Below are 19,554 nucleotides of genomic sequence, written 5' to 3' on the forward strand. Positions count from 1 at the left end.
CTGCCCAGCCTGTTCCTGCGGAAGCGCAACATGGGTGACACCCAGGCGGTGCTGGCCACGCGCACCTGGGGCGTGAACTCCAGCGCCCGCAGCCTGGTCTATGCCGACGACGCCCTGATCTCCGCCCTGATCGCCAACAACAACACCGCCGGCGCCCCCCGCTGGGGCCTGGTGGCGCCGGAGGAGATCGCCAGCGTCGACGTGCTGTACGGGCCCTATTCGGCAGCCTACCCGGGCAACTCCATGGGCGGCGTGGTGCGCATCACCACCCGCCAGCCCGACCACCTGGAAGCCACCGCCAAACAGACGGAAGCGGTGCAGACCTTTGGCCTGTACGGTACCCACAAGGACCTGGTCAGCTCGCAGACCAGCGCCAGCGTGGGCGACCGCCTGGGCGCCTTCACCTGGTTCCTCAGCGCCAACTATCTGGACAGTGACAGCCAGCCCCTGTCCTTCGTCACCAATTCCAAGGTGCCCAGCGGCACCACCGGCACCTATCTGGCCCAGAACAAGACGGGGGCCGTGGCCGACGTGGTGGGGGCCAGCGGCCTGCTGCACACCCGCATGACCAACGCCAAGCTGAAGCTGGGCTATGACCTGGCGCCGGACCTGCACGCCGCCTACACCCTGGGCTATTGGCAGAACGACGCCACGTCGGACGTCCAGACCTATCTGCGCGACGCCGCCGGAACCCCCACCTTCGCCGGCCTGTCGGGCTTCGCCAGCGGCAAGTACACGCTGTGGGAGGCGCATCTGGCCCAGAGCCTGAGCCTGCGCACAGACACGGGCGGCCCCTGGGAGGGCGAGGTGGTCGCCACCCATTACAGCTATCTGGACGACATCCAGCGCACGCCGACCAGCGTCACCGCCACCGGCACGGGCTTTGGCACCAGCGGCCGCATCGCCCGGCTGGACGGCACCAACTGGTCCACCCTGGACGCCAAGGCGCTGTGGCGCGTGGGTGGGGGGCATGTGGTCAGCGCCGGCCTGCACGGCGACCAGTATGAGCTGAACAATCCCACCTACAACACGGCCACCTGGACCGGCGGCTCGGACAGCGGCCAGAGCCTTTATTCCACCGGCCGGGGCAAGACCCAGACCCTGGGGCTGTGGGCGGAGGACGCCTGGACGCTGGCGCCCGATTGGACGCTGACCCTGGGTGGCCGGCTGGAACGCTGGCGCGCCTTCGACGGCTACAACTACAGCGGCACGACGGGCGTGCGCCAGGCCGAGGTGGAGGCCACGCGCTTCTCGCCCAAGGCCTCGCTGGCTTGGAACGCCGCCCCGGGCTGGCAGGTCACGGGCTCGTTCGGGGAAGCGTACCGTTTCCCCACGGTGGCGGAGCTGTACCAGCTGGTGCAGACGGGCTCCACCTACAGCGTGCCCAACGCCAGCCTGAAGCCGGAACGGGTGCTGTCCGGCGAACTGGCGGTGGAGCGCGCCTTCGAGGCTGGCCGGGTACGCCTGTCCCTGTTCCAGGAGAACACGCGCGACGCCCTGGTTTCACAGACCGCCTTCCTGACCGGCACGACACCCGTCACCTACGTCGTCAACGTCGATGAGGTGCGCAACCGCGGGATCGAGCTGGCGGCCAGCCGCGACAACGTGCTGGTCCGGGGGCTGGAGCTGTCGGGCAGCGTCACCTATGTCGACAGCACCATCCTGTCCGACCCCAACTTCGCCAGCACCACCGGCACCACGGCCACGGGCAAGCACGTGCCCTACGTGCCCGAGTGGCGCGTCACCCTGGCGGCGACATACCGGCCGGATGAGCAATGGGCCGTCACCCTGGCCGGCCGCTATAGTGGAAAGCAGTATTCGACCCTGGACAATACCGACAGCGTGGGCAAGGTATTCGGCGCCTTCGACAGCTTCCTGGTGGCCGATGTCCACGTCAACTACAAGGTGCTGGACAATTTGACGCTGGACCTGGGTGTCGACAACCTCAATGATGAGAAGTACTTCCTCTACCACCCCTTCCCGGGGCGGACTTCTTCGGCGGCCTGAAGGTATCCCTGTGATGACCATCGCTTCGATACCCGGTCACATCACCCGTTCCCCCACCCAAAGGACACGCACCATGACCCTCCCGTTTCCCGGCCGCCGCTGCCGCCTTCGCCGTCGCCCTTGGGTTTGGGCCTGGGCCTCGCCGGCACCGCCGCCGCCCATGCCCACCTGAAGCGCTCCGTCCCCACCGCCAGCGGCACTGTGGCCACCGCCACGCAGGTGGAAGCCTGGTTCACCGAGGATCTGGAGCCCAAGTTCAGCACCATCACCGTCACAGGTCCCGGCCCCAACGGGGTCAAGGTGGACAAGGGCGATACCCACACCGACCCGGCGGACGCCAAGCACCTGATCGTCAGCATCGACGGCGCCGCCCCCGGCACCTATACGGTGGACTGGGCCGTCACCTCGGTCGACACCCACAAATCCAAGGGCGGCTTCACCTTCGACGTGCAGAAGTAAGCGTCCCTCCCCTAGGGACCTGCGCGGCGCCGGCGGCCCCCGCCGGCGCCGTCTCCTATTCCGAGTGATCGATCGCCCGCCCATGAGCCCCTTGGAAACCAGCCTAGCCGTCACCCGTGGCCTGCACATCGCCCTGGCCCTGGCGGGCTGGGGCCTGCCGGCCTTCGCCATCCTGGTGTTGAAAGCGCCGGAGGGACCGGAGCGCGCGGCGCTAATCGGCATCCTGCGGCGGTGGACACGCGGCGCGGCGCTGGCCGCCCTGGTGGCGGGACTCGCCTGGTTCGCGGCGCAGGCGGCGGTGTTCGTCGGTGACGGCACGCCGTCCGCGATCCTGGGCGCCCTGGGGCCCACGGCGGGCACCCGCTATGGCCATGTGCTGATCCCCCGCCTGGCGCTGCTGGCCGCCGCCGTCGCCTTCGGCGGCCGGCTGCCGATAAAGGCACTGGCCGGGCTGCTGGGCCTGTCCCTGGCCCTGCACGCCGCCGTCGGGCATGTGGCCGTCACCTTCAACGCCGCCGCGCTGCCGGGACTGGTGGCCGAGATGCTGCACCTGCTGGCGGCGGGCGCCTGGCTGGGCGGCATGGCGGGCCTGCTGCTGGCCCTGGCGCGGCCCGCCCTGGCGGCGGACCTGGCCACCCGCTTCTCCCCCCTGGGCGTCACCTGCGTCACCCTGCTGGCGGCCACCGCCCTGCTGAATGGCGTGGGACTGATCGGCGGCCTGGCCGGCCTGATCGGCACCCCCTATGGCCAAATCGCCCTTGCCAAGGCCGCGCTGTTCGCCCTGATGCTGGGCTGCGCCGCCCTGAACCGCTGGCACGTCAGCCCCGGCCTGGCGCGGGGCACCGTGGGCATCGGCGCCCTGCGCCTCAGCGTCTGCGTGGAACTAGTGCTGGGCACCGCCGTGGTGGCGCTGGCCGCCTGGCTGGCCAGCATCGTGCCGGGAGCGCATGACCAGCCGCTATGGCCCTTCACCCGCAAGCTGAGCGGCGAAATCCTGTCCGACCCCGACTACGGCGGCATGGCCTGGAAGGCCATCGCCCTGACCGGCTTGGGCCTGGTGGCCACCCTGCTGGCGATCCTGCCGCCCTGGCCCGGCGCCTGGCGGCGCCCATCCCCGGCCGTGCGTCTGCCCGCGCTGGCGGTGGCGGCCGCCTCCTTCTGGTTCGGGGTGCCGGACCTGGACCTGCTGACGGTGCAGGCCTTCCCCACCAGCTTCTGGTCCTCCCCCACCGGGTTCACCGCCGCCTCGGTGGCGGAGGGCGCCGCCCTGTTCCCCAGCCATTGCGCCCGCTGCCATGGCGCCGGCGGTGCCGGCGACGGGCCGGACGCCGCCAATCTCAGCATCCCGCCCGCCGACCTGACCGCCCACCACCTGCTGGACCACAGCGAGGGCGACATCTTCTGGTGGCTGACCCATGGCATGCCGGATCCTGATGGCAAGCCGGTCATGCCGGCATTTGAGGGCCAGTTGTCGGAGGATGAGCGCTGGGCCTTGATCGACTACATCCACACGCTCAACAGCGGCAGCACGGTGGCAGAAGCCCAGGGCGTTTGGACCTGGGGCATGCCGGCACCGGAACTGGACCTGAGGTGCCCCGCCGGCCCGCTGGCCAAGGCGGGCAGCCTGGCCGACCTGGCCGGCCATCCCGTGCTGCTGGCCATCGGCCATGACGACGTATCCGCCCCGGCCCTGGCGGCGGTCCAGGCCACGCCCGTCGTGCCCGTCATCATCGCCACCGCCGCGGACCAAGCTCCGCCGCCCGGCACCTGCGGCGGCGCCGTGCCGGAGGCGGCGGTGGCTTACCGCACCATCGGCGGCACCGCCGACGGCCCCATGCTGGTGCTGATCGACAGCCGGGGCGCCCTGCGCCGCGTCTGGCAAGGCCCCTTCCCCGCCACGCCCGAGGCGGTGGCCCAGCTGACAGCCCAGACGGCGGACGCGGAACGCCACCCCTTCGCCACCGGCGGCGGCGGGCACCACCATCATTAGGATTCAGATATCCAGCACCAGCCGCGGGGTCTTGGCGCGGGAGCAGCAGGGCAGGAACTGGTCGTTGCGCGCCTGTTCCTCCGGCGTCAGGTAGAGGTCGCGGTGGTCGGGCACGCCGTCCAGCACTCGGGTGAGGCAGGTGCCGCACACCCCCTGTTCGCAGGAGGTGTCGACCACCACCCGGGCCTCCAGCAGGGCCTGCACCACCGTCTTGTCCGCCGGCACGGCGATGATCCGACCGGAACTGGCCAGCTGCACCTCGAACGCCTGGTCGCCGGCGGCGGGCGCCACCTCCGCCCCGAAGAACTCATAGTGGAGCCGCTCCTCCGGCCAGCCGCCGGACCGGGCGGCCCCCAGCACCGCGTCCATGAAGCCCTTGGGCCCACAGACATAGAGATGGGTGCCGGCATCCTGGGCGGCCAGCAGGGCGGGAATGTCCAGCTTCTGCGCGGCGTCGCCGTCATCGAAGTGGAAGCGCACGGCGTCGGCGAAGCCGCTGGCGCGGATGCGGTCGCGGAAGGCCGCGCGTGCGGGGCTGCGGGCGCAGTAGTGCATGGCGAACGCGGCACCCGTGGCGGCCAGCCGCTCCGCCATGCACAGGATGGGGGTGACGCCGATACCACCGGCCAGCAGCAGGTGGCGCCCCGCCCCATGGGCCAAGGCGAAATGGTTGCGCGGTGCGCTGACCCGGATCAACTGGCCCACCGCCACCCGGTCGTGCATCGCGGCCGACCCGCCGCGCGAGGCCGGGTCGCGCAGCACGCCGATGAGATAGCGGTGGCCTTCCGCCGGATCGTTGCACAGGGAGTATTGCCGCGTCAGGCCATCATCGATCAGCACGTCGATGTGCGACCCGGCGGAGAAGGCGGGCAAGGGGGCACCGGTGGGGTCGGCCAGTTCGAAACTGCAGATGCCCTCCGCCTCCACCGTCTTGGCCGCCACCCGCAGCATCAGCGTCCCCTCACCCATTGCCCCATCCCCTGTTGGTTTTCAGGCGCCCGTGTCGGCCTTGAAGCCCAAGGCCTCCAGCGCCGCCACGGCGCAGATCTCGTCATTGTCGGAGGTGTCGCCGGACACGCCCACGGAACCCAGGATGCGGCCGTCGGCATCGCGGATCAGCACCCCGCCCGGTACCGGCACCATCTTGCCGTCGGCCAGCTCGATGGCGGCGGTGAAAAAGGCCGGCATCCTGGCGGCGCGCTGCGCCAGTTCCCGTCCGCCGAAGCCCATGCCCAGCACGCCCCAGGCCTTTCCCGTGGCGATCTGCGGCCGCAGCAGGCTGGAACCGTCGTCGCGGGCCAGCGCCACCACATGGCCGCCGGCGTCCAGCACGGCGGCGGTCAAGGGCGCGAAGCCCCGGGCGCGGCCGTCGGCCAGGATGGCCTCCACCAGTTTCAGCGCCACGGCGCAGGTCAAAGCGGTCATCGTGTTCCCTCCTTCAGGCCGGCCCCCTGCGGACCGGCGCCGGCACTGTGCCACAGGCCCAGCTCCGCGGCACGGTCGCGGGTGTAGACGTCCGTCCATTTCAGGCTGCCGAGGTGGGTGACCTTGTACGGGTCATAGCGTCGCGCCTCCACCGCCACCGCAGCACCGCCGATATGGACGGCGGTGACGCTGCCCGGGCGTTGCAGCAGGGCGACGTCGGCCAGGGGGTCACCGTCCACGAAGATGAAGTCCGCCCGCCGGCCGGCCTCGATGGCGCCCAGGGTGTGGCCGCGCGGCATGGCGCGGGCGGAGACGCTGGTGGCGGCGCGTAGGGCCTGGGCGGGGGTGAAGCCCAGCCAGTCCACCAGGATCTCGATCTCCCGCGCGTGCCATTCGCCGTAGGGGGTGACGGCGAAGCCGCTGTCGCTGCCGGTCATGAAGGGCACGCCTGCCTCCCGCATGCGGGTCAGCGTGCGCTTGGGCACGGCGATCACCCGGCGCTGCATGGCCTGGTAGCCGGAGCCGGCGGTAGGCTCATGCGGCTGCCCGAATTCCACGTTGTTGCGCAGGAAGGTCAGGGTGGGGCTGACGTGGCTGCCGGACTTCAACATGGCGTCGATGCATTCATCGTCGGCGAAGAAGGCGTGGTTGATGACGTCCACGCCGGCACGGGCGGCGTACAGCACCGCCTCCTTGCCATAAGCGTGCGTCACCACCTTCTTGCCCAGGCGGTGGGCCTCCGCCACCATGGCGCCGATCTCCTCCTGGGTGAAGGCGGCGATGTGGGTGCCATCCTCGCGGAGGTGGGTGCCGTCCATGGCGATCTTGATGACGTCCACCCCGGCCTTGGCCTGGCGCCGCACCTCCTCCATCTGGGCGTCGCGCGTGGTGCACAGGCGGCCCGTCACATACTCCGGCGTGCCGACATGCTCCGGGAACCAGTCGTTCAGGCTGTGGCGGTTGGCGATGACATTGCTGCTGGCGGCGATGCGGGGGCCGGTGAACAGGCCGGCGTTGATGGCGTCGCGGACGGAAATGCTGCAGTTGCCGGCGTCGCCGGGCACGACGATCGAGGTGTAGCCCGCCGCCAGCACCCGCTGGGCGAAGAACAGACCGCGCAGGGCCCGGAACTCCGGCGTGGCCCAGTAGTCGATGTCCTCCTCGCTGCGGGCGTTGCCGAAGACGATATGGGTGTGAGCATCCACCAGGCCAGGCATGACGAAACGGTCGCCGGCGTCGGTCACCGTGTCGCCCGCGCCAGGTGCCGGGGCATCGGCCGTGGGGCCGACATGGGCGAACAGGCCATCCTCGACCACCAGGGTCTGGTCGGCGCGGGACGCATCCTCCAGCCCGGTGAACAGGTGCCGGCAGCGGACGAAGGTGCGGGGCATGGCCGATGTCTCCACCCGGCAGGCACAGGCCGCCGGGTCTCTCCCTCAAGCGTGTTGTTGGCGGTACGCTAGGCGGCCGGCGAGGGCTTGAGAAATGGGAATTTCCGCTGTTGAGCTATTGGCCCCGCCCATAGCTGTTCGCCCGCGCAAGAGGTGAACCCATCGGTTTCGTCCATACATGCAATGGATAGGAACGGTTTTTAACGCGGCGCCCTGCCCCCTAGATTTTGGGTTGGACCGCCCCGTGGAGAGGGCGGCCCCATCTTCGGGAGACGAGCGCCTCATGAATATCATCGGACCGGACGCCCTGGTGTTCGGTGTCGACGACGTCGACGCCTGCAACCAGTACCTGACGGATTACGGCCTGACGCCGGCCGGCGACGGCCGGTTCGAAGCGCTGGACGGCACCTGCGTCATCATCCGCGCCGCCGACGATCCCACCCTGCCACCGGCCATCGGCCCCGCCCCGTCGGTCCGCGAGATCGTCTACGGCGTGGCCGACGCCGAAACGCTGGAAGCCCTCGCCGCCGAGCTGTCCAAGGATCGCGAAGTGCGCCGGGGCGATGACGGCAGCGTCTTCGCCGATGACGACAGCGGCTTCCACCTCAAGTTCCAGGTGACCATCCGCCGGCCGTTCACCGCGCCGGCCGATCTGACCAACGCCCCCGGCCATCCGCCCCAGCGCGGCCCCAACCTCCTGGGCGTCGAGGTGGGCATGAGCGTGGCGCCCCGCACCCTGTCGCACGTCGTGCTGTTCGTTCCCAACATGGAGCAGGCGGAGGCCTTCTACGTGAACCGGCTGGCCTTCCGGGTCACCGACAAGTTCACGGGCACCGGCCCCTTCCTGCGCCCGGCGGGCACGGATGACCACCACACCCTGTTCCTGATCCAGACGCCGCCCTTCATGAAGGGGGTGGAGCACTTCACCTTCCACCTGGGCAGCGGCACGGAGGTGCTGTACGCCGGCACCCAATTCCAGGCCAAGGGCTACACCAGTTTCTGGGGGCCGGGCCGCCACCTGTTCGGGTCCAACTGGTTCTGGTACTTCAACAGCCCGCTGGGCTGCCACGTCGAATACGACGCCGACATGGACCTGCACGACGACGAATGGGTGGCCCGGCATCAGCCGGTCGGCGCCGACACCTCCCAGCTGTTCCTGTTCAAGGCGACGGACAAGTGGTTCCCCAGCGGCCCGCCGCCCAAGGGCGGTGCCCATTAAGTGGCCCCGCCCTCCCCAACCCCCGGGGCGCATGCCCCGGGGGAGGCCCGCATCCGCCTATGCCGGACGGATGAGCTGCTTCCCGGCCAGGCGCGGGGCTTCGATCCGGCCGGCAGCGGCCGTGACACCATCTTCGCCCTGCGCCGGGGCGACGCCGTGCTGATCTACCACAACCATTGCCCGCACCAGGGGGTGCCGCTGGAATACCGCAAGGACCGCTTCCTGTCCGCCGATGGTCAGCGCATCCTCTGTTACGCCCACGGCGCCCATTTCGACGCCGACACGGGCGTGTGCATCGAAGGACCGTGCCGCGGCCAGTCCCTGCTGGCCTTGCCGGGCGGGGTCGAGCACGGCTGGCTCTGGCTTAACCTGCCTCCGACCAGCCCCGTCCTGCGCTGAACGGCACCCAGGCCCGGACGTCAGCGCCCGCCTTGGACCGTCACGGCCGGGCGCCCCAGATAAGCCGGCGCGTCCGGCCCAGTGTTCAGCAGCAAGTCGATCACCGACACGGCGGGCTCAAACGCGCCCCAGAGTTGGGGATAGTGCGGATAGCCCTCATAGGAAATCCACTCCACCTCGATACCGCGGCGGGTGAAGGCGGAAACGTCAAGATAGCCCTGGGCGGCCGAACCGCTGAGGTACCGCGTGGCGCCCACGGCGGTGGCAAGATCAACCAGCCGGCCCGTGGCGTCCGTCCGCCTCAGGGCCTCCCGCTCCAGCACATCCGTGCACCGCCGGATGGGCGTGGCGATGCCCAGGCGGGCGCAGAGCGCGCGCAACAAGGCCTCATTGACACGGGACAAGGACGGCTCGTCGGCCAGGTCCGCCAGCAGGCCATCCAGCCAGGCGAAACCATCGGGGAAATGCGGCGCCCGCCCGTAAGCCAGTTCGATGGCGCGACGGTGGGCCGCCGACCAGCGGCGGTCAGCCACGCGCGTCTCATCGATCGCCTGGTGGTAGTTGCCCTTCACCTCGACCGGCACGGTCAACCAAACCGGCCCGGCGGCCGTCTTGATCTTGTTGCGGTTGCGCCAATCGCGCCGGGTGTACTGGACGCTATCCAGCAGAATGAGCTGGTCCGCCTGGCGGATGAGGTCGAAATAGCCGCGCCACGGCAGATAGTTGGATTGGGTGATGACGACCGTGCGGGACGGGCGTGCCCCGGCGTCGTTCCCGCTAACCATCCAGCACCTCGGTCAGGGCGGCCACCACCCGCGCCTGCGCCCCGGCGTCGATCCGGGCATGCAGCGGCAACCGGATCAGGCGGGCGGACAGGTCGTCGGTCTGGCGCATGGTCCCGCAGGCACGGCCGAAACGCATACCGGCGGGTGAGGAATGCAGCGGCACGTAATGGGAAACGGCGTTGACCCCCCGGGCGGCCAGACCGCCCAGGATCGCGGGGCGGCGCTCCGCCTGGGAAACCAGGATGTGATAGATATGGGCGTTATGGGCGCAGCCGTCCGGAATGACGGGCCGCCGCAATCGCCCCGCGGCCTCAAGATCCGCCAGGGCGGCATGATAACGCCCCCACGCCTCCAGCCGGTGGGCGGTGATGGCCTCGGCGGCCTGCAGCTGGGCGACCAGGAAAGCCGCTGTGATCTCGCTGGGCAAGTAGGACGACCCGACGTCCACCCAGGTGTATTTGGCGACCTCCCCGCGCTGGAAGCGGACCCGGTCGGTGCCCTTCTCCCAAATGATCTCCGCCCGCTCCACCGCCGCGGGGTCGTTGACCATCAGCGCGCCCCCTTCCCCGGCGATGATGTTCTTGGTCTCATGGAAGCTGAAGGCGGCGAAACGGCCGAACGATCCCAGGGGACGGCCGTGCCAGCCGGCACCCAAGGCCTGGGCCGCATCCTCGATCAGGGCCAGGCCGTGCCGTTCGGCGATGTCGAGGATGGCGTCCATCGACGCCGCCACCCCAGCGTAATGGACGACGCAGATGGCCCGCGTCCGGGGGGTGATGGCCCCCTCCACCAGGGCTTCGTCGATGTTCAGCGTGTCGGGCCGGATGTCGACGAAAACCGGCACCCCGCCCCGCAACACCACGGCGTTGGCCGTGCTGGTGAACGTGAAGGACGGCATGATGACCTCGTCCCCCGGCCCGATCCCGGCCAGGATGACCGCCATCTCCAGCGCGGCGGTGCCGGAATGGGTAAGCAGGGCGCGACCGCCCCCTACCTTCTCTTCCAGCAAGGCTTGCGCCTCCCGCGTGAAATGGCCGTTGCCGGACAGGTGGGCCATGTCAATGGCCTGGCGGATGAACGCGAATTCCTCCCCCGCCAGCGTCGGCCGGTTAAACCCTACCTGTTCAGGGCTTACGCGCGAATCGACCATGTAACCCTCAGGGCATCCACATACACATCGGACACCGCTTTAGTTAAACACACCAGCCAGCAATTCCCTAGCATCACCACAACTCATACACGATCATCGAACAATTTATAATAGCCGAATTATACATCATGGATGGCACAGGGGAGAGTTCTACGCAACCGATAACCACATCATAATATTGAATTAATAGACTTAAGCGTAGCGATCGGTGCGCCGTGACTTGCACCCGTTGAGCGATTCCGGCTTGTTTGAACCGGTGGCGGAGATTCCAACTATCCCCGAGAATGCCAACGGCAATATAAGCGGCACTCGTTACCACCGGATTTCCGATCAGGAGCGGACATGCGACAGCCTGTAATGGAACGGACGTCGGGGCCCGGTTTGGAGTTGACCCACCATCTGAACCCCTGGGACCGCGCGACCTTCCAGGGCAACACGGCATCAATCGCCACGGTCAGCATGACCGGCGGGACGGAGGGGGCGGCGCAAACCTTCGCCGTCTTTCGCGACTGGTGCCTCGAAAACAGGGTGCTGCTGGTCGATTGCCGGCTGCGGCATGACCAACTGGCCGAATGCGCCTTCCTCCAGGGGCTGGGGTTCCGCTTCATCGAATTGGCCTACCGACCATCCATCACCGATCTGGCACGGTTCCCGCCGGATCCGGAGTTGACCATTTCGCCTGCCACGGAGGCCGACCGCCCCATCGTCAGCGCCATTGTGGCCGGCTCGTTCCAGACCGGCAGGCTGCATGCCGATCCCCAGGTGGGGCCCGAACTGGGAACACGCCGCTACGTCACCTGGGCGGATCGCGCGTTCATCACCCCCGGACAGTCCGTGCTGGCATGCCGGCTGGAGGGCAAGACCATCAGTTTCATGACCCTTGCTGAACGGGGCCCGACGCGGCGTCAATGGAATCTGACCGCGCTGCCACCGGAGTTTCAAGGGCGTGGATTGGCAAAGCGGATGTGGGAAGCGGTCCTGCACTATCATCATCAGGAGGGCGTGAAGGAGGTGACGACGGCCGTTTCCTCGCTGAATGTCAAATCGTTCAACCTGCTGGCGGCCCTCGGCTTTCGTTTTCCGGCACCGGAAATCAATCTGCACTGGTGCCCGTTCGGCCCCTTGAACCAAGATGATCGGGTTTAAGGCCGGCGGCAGGAGCAAATGGCCGTGACGTAGCCCTAATCCATACCTTACGACACACGGCGCCCGCTGATAGCGCCTGTCACGCGCGTCGGCGGTCAGGCCGCTCCGTTACGCGAAGCTCTCATAGGATTGGTCAAGCAAATGGCGGGATCTGCCCCAGACGGCGACTTCACCTTGTCGATTGTGACGACATTGTACCGGTCGTCTGCCACCATCGCCGAGTTCCATGCCCGATGCAGCGCGGCCGCGGCGCCCCTCACCCCCCGGGTCGAGTTCATCCTGGTCGACGATGGCTCCCCCGACGACAGCTTGGCGGTGGCCCGGGATCTGGTGGCCCGCGACCCCAGGGTGGTGGTCCTGGAACTGGCGCGCAATTTCGGTCATCACAAGGCGATGATGACGGGATTGGCCCAGGCCCGGGGCGATCTGGTTTTCCTGATCGACTGCGACCTGGAGGAGCCCCCCGAGTTGCTGGCCCGCTTTTACACCGAACTGAAGGCGGGGGCGTGGGACGTGGTGTACGGGGTGCAAAGGCGCCGCCGCGGCGGCCTTTTCGAGCGACTGTCCGGGGCGGTCTACTTCTCCCTGGTCGAAGCGCTGAGCGACCTGCCGTTGTCCCGCAACCTGATCACGGCACGCCTCATGTCCCGTCCCTATGTCCAGGCGCTGGTGGCGCATCGCGACCGGGAGATGCAGATTTCCCATCTCTGGGCCATCACCGGATTCCGTCAGACCGCGCTGCCCGTCGATAAACTGTCACTGTCCCCGACTTCATATTCGCTGAAGCGGAAGGTCGAGATGGCGGTGGAGCATATCATCACCACGTCGACCAAGATTCTTTACTTCATCCTGTATTCGGGCTTCGCCATCAGCGCCACCTCCGCCATGTATATCTGTTATTCGCTATTCAAATATTTCGTGTACGGAGCGGGCGTGCATGGATATTATTCGCTGATCGTGTCCCTGTGGTTCTTCGGCGGCACCACGATCTTCATTCTCGGCATCCTGGGCATCTATATCGCCAACATCCTGTCGGAGGTGAAGCGCCGGCCCTACACGCATTTGCGCGCCATCCACCGCGCCAGCGACGACGACACGGCCCCCGGCGCTCAAACCAATCCGCTGTTGGATCTCTTCGGCCCATGAATCCCCCATCGTCCCCCATCCTCACCGCCATCGGTTCGTATTACAGCGCCAAGCTGGCGGAGCACGGCACCACCCCCCGGGGGGTGGACTGGAAGGACGGCGAGAGCCAGCGCCTGAGGCACCAGCAGTTCCTGCGGTTACTGGCGGACGATCCCCAGGCCGGCGTGGTGGACCTGGGCTGCGGCTATGGTGACTTCCTAGCCTTCCTGCGGGCCGCCGGACACCAGGGTCCCTACGCCGGCTATGACGTGGCGCCGGCCATGATCGAGGCGGCCCGCCACCTGCACGGCCCGGCCGCCGGCCACGGCTTCCATGTAGGCGCCCTGCCGGCGGCGCCGGCCGACTACGCCGTCGCCAGCGGCATCTTCAACGTCATGCGGGGCGCGACGCTGGCCGAATGGAGTGACCATGTGTGGCGAACCGTGGACGTTCTGGCACGGGCCGGCCAACGGGGCTTTGGTTTCAACCTGCTAAGCCTGTCGTCGGACCCGAACAGGCGGCGGGACGACCTGTTCTATGCCGACCCGGCCGCGACCCTGCGGACATGCCTGGACCGCTTCGGCCGCCATGTCGCGCTGCTGCAGGATTATGGCCTCTGGGAGTTCACGGTGCTGGTTCGTCATTCCTAAGGTGTTCCGCGGGCCTAAGGCGCCCACCGGCGGTCACTCCTCCCAAACCGCCAGGCCGAAGCCGGTACCGCCATAGTTCGCGCCGTTGTACAGCAGCCAGCGCCGCCCGCCCTGTTCGAACACACATGGATAGGTGGTGGCGCCCGCTTCCCAGCCCCCTTGGTCCGGGGCCAGGCCGCCACCGGCCCTGACCCACCGGTGGCCATCGACGCTGACCGCCCTGCCGATGCGATAGGGGGTGTCAGCGCCCCGGGCGGCATAGTGCATCTCATAGCCGCCGCCCGTCATCGGCCGAACCGTCGGCCGAACCGTGGCCACCTCATCCCCCTCCGGCGGAAGCGCCAGGGCGGTGGCGGGGTGCCAGGACAGCCCGTCCACCGACGAGGCGTGGCGGATGGCGTGACTCATGTCGGCGATGGCGGCACCCCAAGTCAGATGGGTGCCGTACCACATGCGCCAGTCGCCGGGCCCGAGCTGCAAGACCCAAGGATAGGATAGGCTATAAGGGTCCATCACGTTGCGGTCCAGAACCGGGCCGGCGAAAGCACGCTCGAACCGGCCCGACCGCGCGTCGCCAAAGGCGACGCCGATGGCGTTGCGCCAAGGCACGGAGCCCCCGACATTCCAGCCCATATAGTATAGCCGGTCGGCATCGCCACCGGGCACGACACAGCCGATACCGACGCCCGCGTCGTCAAAGGCGCCGACGCCGCCGGGCAGCAGGACAGGCGCCGCCGGCTGATCCTCCACCCGGGGGACTTCCCCCAAACGGATGAGCACCGTGCCAACGGCGGAACGGTTGGCCGCGTCCCGGCCGCTGAAAAACACGCGAACGAGATCCCCCTCCAAGGGGACGGCGACCGGCAGGGCGGCGTGGGTGAGCAAAGACGCGTCGGCACCGGCCGGGCCGGCGAATACCTGGCCCAGTTTACGCCAGCGCCCGGTTGGAATGGGAGCCATCAGATACGCCGCAAACGATGGCTGGGGACGGGCGAGACTTCGGTACCACGCGGCGCCACCACGCTCTCCGCCGGCAGGTCCGCCAGGACCAGGGCGCCGGCGCCCAAGACGCATCTCGGCCCAAGGGTGACATGGTCGCGCACGGTGGTATTCACCCCCAGGAAGCCCGCCTGGCCAACACGCACCCCACCCGACACCACGCAATGGGAGGCGATGAACACGTCATCCTCGATCACCGAATGGTGGCCAATGTGATTGCCACTCCACAACGTCACATTGTTCCCCAAGCGGGCGAAGGGCTGGATGACGTTGTTTTCCAGGATGAAGCAATTGTGGCCATGGGAAAGGTCCGGGAAAACGGTCACCCGGCTGCTGACGTAACTGACCAGTTCATAACCCTTGGCCCGGGCCTCGGCGACCTTACCGGCACGCACCGCGTTCAGCCGCGCATAACTGACGGCCACAAAGAAATCAAACCGGTCGGGCGGGTAATGATCCCCGACGGTTTCGAACGGCACGACAGGCCGGCCCAGGAAGGCGTCACCAGAGAGAAAGGCGGCATCGACGGTGAAGGCCGCCACCCGCCGGGGCGAGTCATGGGTGAAGTAAAAGTCGGCCAAGGCGGCGATATCACCGGCACCGAAGATGACAATATCCTTCATGCTGGCCCTCGCGTGCACGATCATCGCGACCCTGCTATGGCACATGCCACACCCTTTGTCATATGGTCCAGTGCGTTAACGAATCAAACAGCCCTTCGGGGCGCCTCCCGCCTCGCCCACCGGCCCCCGTGACGACCATGACCACCCATGCCAACCCGTACCGCCTGACCGGATCGCCCGCGGCCCGGCTGCTTTTCATCGTCACCGTCGCCGGCCTGGTCGACAGCCTGCTGCTGTTGGCGGGCACACCGATCACCCCGATCTGGCCTATCGCGACCCTGGCCGGCACCGCCATCGTCACGACCAGCGGCGAACTGCTTTTGAACCAGTTCAAGGTGGACGGACTGGCGGCCCGGCTGCCGGTGGCCCTGGTCGTCGGCATCAGCGTCACCAGCGTCGCCATGCTGATTCCCACCCTGGTTTTCGGGTGGACCGCCCAATCAGCCTTCATGGCATGGTCGGCCATGGTCATCGCCTGGATCATCGTGCGGCGCGAAAGCCGGACGGCTCTGCCCCCCGTCCCCTGGTCCGACGTTTTCACGGCGCTGGTCTGGGCCATCGTGGTCGCCTTCTTTTGCCGACACATCGCGGCGGCCCTGCCAACGCTGACAGAGACCCTCGTGCTCCCCAGTTGGGTCGATTATTTCGCCCACGGAACGGTGGTCGCCTCCTTCGGCGCACCCCTGGCGGCTGGCGGTGGTGATCTGATTGTGCCGGGCGCGCCGCGTTATTTTTATCATTACGCCCCCTTCATGCTGCCCGCCGCCCTGGGTCAAGTGACCGGCTTGCCCGCCTTGGGCCTGGCGACAGCGGTCCTTTTGCCGTTGGGGCTTTTCGTCGGTCTCTGCGGTTTGTTCGGGCTGGCGGCGGAGATGGGAGGCATGGGTGTCGCCTTCATCGCTTTGGGGCTTATGCTCCTGGTGCCCGATGCGTCCCATTACGGCCTGCGCAACGGCCTTCTGGGCTTCGACTGGTTGGTGTTCACCGCGCCGGGGTCCGCCTACGCCATCGGAACCGCCGCCGTCGCCTACCTGTGCCTTCTGAAATGGTGCAGGGGCGGGGGGGCCAGGCCGCTGGCACTGGCCGTGCTGCTGACGTTCATGCTGATCGCCATCCGCGCCCACATGTTCCTCTTGTGGGCACCAGCCATGGCCGGCACGGTCGCCTGGCGCCTCTTACCCGCGCCTTGGCCTTGGCGGATGGTTGTATTCGGGCTGGCCCTCGCCTCCCTTCTCACCGTGGCGCTGGTGTTCGGATGGCTGGGGCAGGGCCTGTTGACCTGGACGGCGGCCACCCGATATGCGGACGCCCTGTACAACAACGGTCCCGAGGCCGTCGCGGCCTGGGTGCATGCGCTTGGTGACGGCTGGCGGACACTCGCCGGCGGGTTGATGGCGCTGCCGGCGGCCCTCGGGGCCTGGCTGGTGGCCGCCGTGTTGGCCCTGGTCCTGGTGACCCGGGGCAAACGCTTCCAGGCGGAGGACTTGCCCCCCGTGCTGTTGTGCGTCACCTACGTCCTTCTGGTCTTCTGGGCGCCCATGGCCATGAACAATAACGTGTCGGAATACAAACAACGGCATTTCGTGCTGCTCTATGCCATCGTCGCCCTGTGGACCACGGTCAGGATGGCCGAGGCCGGCGGCTGGGGCACGTGGATCAACCGGTTGGGGCCTGGCCGGGGCGCCGCGGCGGTCGCGGTCACCGTCGTCCTGGCCCTGACGTTTCTCCACGGAACGGACCCCGCCCGCCCCTCGGCCGCGTTGGGTTGGGCCAGCGCCTTTTTCCACACCCGGGTGCAACCCGGCATACCGGAGGCGGCGGGCTATCTGCGGGACCATGCGACGCCAGGGGATCGCATGCTGATCGGTGGGCATGGCGCCAACGGGGCCCTTGATGGACCCGCGATGCAACTGGTCGCCCTGACGGGCATCCCGTGTCATGTGGCGCGCATCGACCAGATGTTGACGACGCGAACGCCGGAGGTGGTGGCGGTGGTGCGGCAACGGATGGCGGATCAGGCCGCCGTGGACCATGCCGGTGACCGTCAAGCCGCCGCGGCCCTGCTGCGTCAGCGCGGCATCCGATGGTACATCGTGGCGGCGCCGGACATGCCGGCCTGGGATGGTTCCGGCGCGGCCGCCACCTTCCACCGGGGCGAGGTCTTCGTTTACGACACAACCGTATTGGCCGGGGCATAGGCCCATCAGCCGAAGGCGAAATGTCGCATCCCCAACCCTAAGTCGTGTCCCGTAGGCTTTCTCAAAAGCGTCAGAAAAAGCGTTACGGGCATCCGGGGAAAAATCACCACGAAGCGACCCAGAAGCGTATCGAAACGATAATCTGGGAGACTTCATAATGGGTACTTGGGGCTGTGCGCGGAATTCCGCGCGTAATTGGCGACGCTTGTCCGCCGTTACTGTTCTTTCCCTTTTCGGCTCCACCTCCCTCAGCGGCTTGGCCTGGGCGGCGACCGCGCCGGCGGATGCCGATGGCCTGAGCGAAATCATCGTCACCGGCAGCCGCCGCGTCGACCGTTCCGTGGCCGACAGCCCGTCGCCGGTGGATGTGTTCACGCCGGAGGATTTGCAGCGCCAGGCCGGCAGCGACACGCAGGACCTGATCCGAACGCTGGTCCCCTCCTTCAACGTCGGCCATTTCTCCAGCGACGACGGCTCGGGCATCGTGCGCCCACCCACCCTGCGCGGCCTGCCACCGGATGAGACCCTGGTGCTGATCAACGGCAAGCGCTTCCACCGCTCCGCCCTGGTGCAGATCGCGGGCGACGCCCAAACCTCGGGCTCGCAAGGTGCCGACCTGAACCAGATCCCCGCCATCGCCATCAAGCAGTTGGAGGTGCTGCGCGATGGCGCCTCCGCCCAATACGGGTCGGACGCCATCGCCGGGGTCATGAACTTCACCCTGAAGGACGCGGCCGACGGCGGCAGCGTCATCGTCCAGTGGGGCCAGGACTATGCCGGCGATGGCGCCACCGGCCACGTGCAGGTGAATTCCGGCCTGCCGCTGGGCGACCGCGGCTTCGTCAACATCAGCGCCGAATACCAGAAGAACGACCCCACCGACCGGGGGGTGGAGCGCACCGACGTCACCGCCCTGAAGGCATCCGGCTACGACCCCGGCCCCAAGGGGTATCCCACGCCCAACCAGCGCTGGGGCGACAACGCGGTGGAGGCCGAGCGGCTGTTCGTCAACAGCGGCATCGACCTGACCGACAATTCCAAGGTCTACCTGTTCGGCAACTTCGCCCACAGCAACACCAAGGAAAGCTTCTATTACCGCGACCCGCTGAGCAGTTGGCTGGGCACCACCTTCACGCTGGACAACGGGTCCACCTTCGCCTGGAACAAGGTTTATCCCGGTGGTTACCATCCCTGGTTCTACGGCGACATCCTGGATAGCAGCATCACCGGCGGCTACAAGACGACGCTGAAGTCCGGCCTGATCATCGACGCCAGCGCCAGCTATGGCCGGGATGAGGTGCGCTACAACCTGGTCAACACGGTCAACCCGTCGCTGGGCCCCAGCAGCCCCACCCAGTTCTATGTCGGGACCCAGACCCAGGAAGAGACGGACCTGAACCTGGACCTGACCTATCCGGTCCACATCGATTGGCTGGCCAGCCCCCTGACGCTGGCGGGGGGTGCGGAATACCGGCGTGAGGTCTACACCATCACCCCGGGCGACGCCGCCTCCTACACCTCCGGCGACTATTCGGCCTACGTGCCGGTCGGGTCCAACGGCATGCCCGGCTTCACGCCCACCGACGCCGGCCAGTTCCCGCGCAGCAACTACGCCTTCTACGCCGATGCGGAGGCGGACGTGATCAAGGACCTCAGCCTGGGCTTCGCGCTGCGGTATGAGGATTTCAGCGACTTCGGCAGCACCACCAACTGGAAGGTGACCGGCCGCTACCAGTTGACCGACTGGGTCGCCATCCGCAGTTCCGTCAACACCGGTTTCCGCGCCCCCACGCCGGGGCAGGAGAACGTGTCNGAAGTGACCACCATCTTCCAGAACGGCAACCCGGTGGAACAGGGCACCTACCCCGTGGGCAGCGCCATCGCCAAGTACTACCGCGCCCAGGCGCTGAAACCCGGAACCTCGTTTCACATCGCCGGCGGCCTGGTCTTCGACCTGCCCTACAAGGTCAACCTTGACGTCGACTACT

At 67.8% G+C, this 19,554-nt stretch carries 17 protein-coding genes; 10 read left to right on the top strand and 7 right to left on the bottom strand.

The genetic code is table 11. The features are described 5' to 3' along the window. The 3 genes from I55_RS02955 to I55_RS32670 all read left to right on the top strand — a co-directional run. A partial coding sequence (locus tag I55_RS02955; protein WP_044559010.1) for a TonB-dependent receptor occupies positions 1–2,007 on the top strand: 2,007 nt, incomplete at its 5' end. 120 nt (positions 2,008–2,127) lie between these two features. After that, positions 2,128–2,466 carry a copper resistance protein CopC gene (locus I55_RS02960; RefSeq protein ID WP_159107095.1) on the top strand — a complete coding sequence of 113 codons (339 nt, stop codon included), beginning with the start codon at positions 2,128–2,130 and terminating at the stop codon, positions 2,464–2,466. Between the two features lie 82 nt (positions 2,467–2,548). Continuing rightward, positions 2,549–4,456, top strand: coding sequence for a CopD family protein (locus tag I55_RS32670; RefSeq protein ID WP_049973782.1), 1,908 nt, complete (start codon positions 2,549–2,551; stop codon positions 4,454–4,456). A 3-nt stretch (positions 4,457–4,459) separates the two neighbouring features. Here the strand turns inward: I55_RS32670 and I55_RS02970 are convergent, their stop codons facing one another. Genes I55_RS02970 through I55_RS02980 form a run of 3 tightly spaced genes read right to left on the bottom strand, consistent with a single transcriptional unit; the run spans position 4,460 to position 7,272 of the window. Next, positions 4,460–5,425, bottom strand: a complete 966-nt coding sequence (locus tag I55_RS02970; protein ID WP_044559012.1) for a PDR/VanB family oxidoreductase — start codon at positions 5,423–5,425, stop codon at positions 4,460–4,462. A 21-nt stretch (positions 5,426–5,446) separates the two neighbouring features. After that, on the bottom strand, positions 5,447–5,881 hold the full coding sequence (locus I55_RS02975) for a heme-binding protein (RefSeq protein WP_044559013.1): 435 nt from the start codon (positions 5,879–5,881) through the stop codon (positions 5,447–5,449). Next, on the bottom strand, positions 5,878–7,272 hold the full coding sequence (locus I55_RS02980) for an amidohydrolase family protein (RefSeq protein ID WP_044559023.1): 1,395 nt from the start codon (positions 7,270–7,272) through the stop codon (positions 5,878–5,880). The genes I55_RS02975 and I55_RS02980 overlap by 4 nt, the downstream gene beginning before the upstream one ends. A gap of 283 nt (positions 7,273–7,555) precedes the next feature. Here I55_RS02980 and I55_RS02985 point away from each other — a divergent pair, with 283 nt between their 5' ends. Both I55_RS02985 and I55_RS02990 read left to right on the top strand, forming a co-directional pair. Then, the gene (locus I55_RS02985; protein ID WP_044559014.1) at positions 7,556–8,491 is read left to right on the top strand and encodes a VOC family protein; all 936 of its coding nucleotides are present in this window, start codon (positions 7,556–7,558) and stop codon (positions 8,489–8,491) included. Continuing rightward, positions 8,492–8,890 (top strand): Rieske (2Fe-2S) protein, encoded by a 399-nt coding sequence (locus I55_RS02990; protein WP_083900801.1) that lies wholly within the window; start codon positions 8,492–8,494, stop codon positions 8,888–8,890. Between the two features lie 20 nt (positions 8,891–8,910). Here the strand turns inward: I55_RS02990 and I55_RS02995 are convergent, their stop codons facing one another. Then, positions 8,911–9,675, bottom strand: a complete 765-nt coding sequence (locus I55_RS02995; RefSeq protein ID WP_044559015.1) for a WbqC family protein — start codon at positions 9,673–9,675, stop codon at positions 8,911–8,913. Beyond that, a complete protein-coding gene (gene rffA, locus I55_RS03000; protein ID WP_044559016.1) occupies positions 9,668–10,825 on the bottom strand; it encodes a dTDP-4-amino-4,6-dideoxygalactose transaminase in 1,158 nt (385 codons plus the stop codon). The genes I55_RS02995 and rffA overlap by 8 nt, the downstream gene beginning before the upstream one ends. Positions 10,826–11,212: 387 nt before the next feature. Here rffA and I55_RS03005 point away from each other — a divergent pair, with 387 nt between their 5' ends. The 3 genes from I55_RS03005 to I55_RS03015 all read left to right on the top strand — a co-directional run bounded on the left by I55_RS03005 (position 11,213) and on the right by I55_RS03015 (position 13,746). After that, positions 11,213–11,971, top strand: coding sequence for a GNAT family N-acetyltransferase (locus I55_RS03005; protein WP_159107096.1), 759 nt, complete (start codon positions 11,213–11,215; stop codon positions 11,969–11,971). 141 nt (positions 11,972–12,112) lie between these two features. Beyond that, a complete protein-coding gene (locus I55_RS03010; RefSeq protein ID WP_044559018.1) occupies positions 12,113–13,117 on the top strand; it encodes a glycosyltransferase family 2 protein in 1,005 nt (334 codons plus the stop codon). After that, positions 13,114–13,746, top strand: coding sequence for a class I SAM-dependent methyltransferase (locus I55_RS03015; RefSeq protein WP_044559019.1), 633 nt, complete (start codon positions 13,114–13,116; stop codon positions 13,744–13,746). The genes I55_RS03010 and I55_RS03015 overlap by 4 nt, the downstream gene beginning before the upstream one ends. A gap of 33 nt (positions 13,747–13,779) precedes the next feature. Here the strand turns inward: I55_RS03015 and I55_RS03020 are convergent, their stop codons facing one another. Together I55_RS03020 and I55_RS03025 are read right to left on the bottom strand one after the other, a co-directional pair. Continuing rightward, positions 13,780–14,706: a hypothetical protein gene (locus tag I55_RS03020; RefSeq protein WP_044559020.1), complete on the bottom strand. Its 927-nt coding sequence runs from the start codon at positions 14,704–14,706 to the stop codon at positions 13,780–13,782. Next, complete coding sequence (locus I55_RS03025; RefSeq protein WP_044559025.1) at positions 14,706–15,368, bottom strand: acetyltransferase; 663 nt, start codon at positions 15,366–15,368, stop codon at positions 14,706–14,708. Before I55_RS03025 ends, I55_RS03020 begins: the two co-directional genes overlap by 1 nt. Positions 15,369–15,505: 137 nt before the next feature. Here I55_RS03025 and I55_RS03030 point away from each other — a divergent pair, with 137 nt between their 5' ends. Together I55_RS03030 and I55_RS03035 are read left to right on the top strand one after the other, a co-directional pair. After that, positions 15,506–17,566 carry a hypothetical protein gene (locus I55_RS03030; protein ID WP_044559021.1) on the top strand — a complete coding sequence of 687 codons (2,061 nt, stop codon included), beginning with the start codon at positions 15,506–15,508 and terminating at the stop codon, positions 17,564–17,566. Between the two features lie 205 nt (positions 17,567–17,771). Beyond that, positions 17,772–19,554, top strand: a 1,783-nt coding sequence (locus tag I55_RS03035) for a TonB-dependent siderophore receptor (protein ID WP_049973784.1), incomplete at its 3' end; no start/stop codon positions are given.

It is taken from the genome of Azospirillum sp. B4 (genome assembly GCF_000333275.1).
Lineage (GTDB): Bacteria > Pseudomonadota > Alphaproteobacteria > Azospirillales > Azospirillaceae > Nitrospirillum.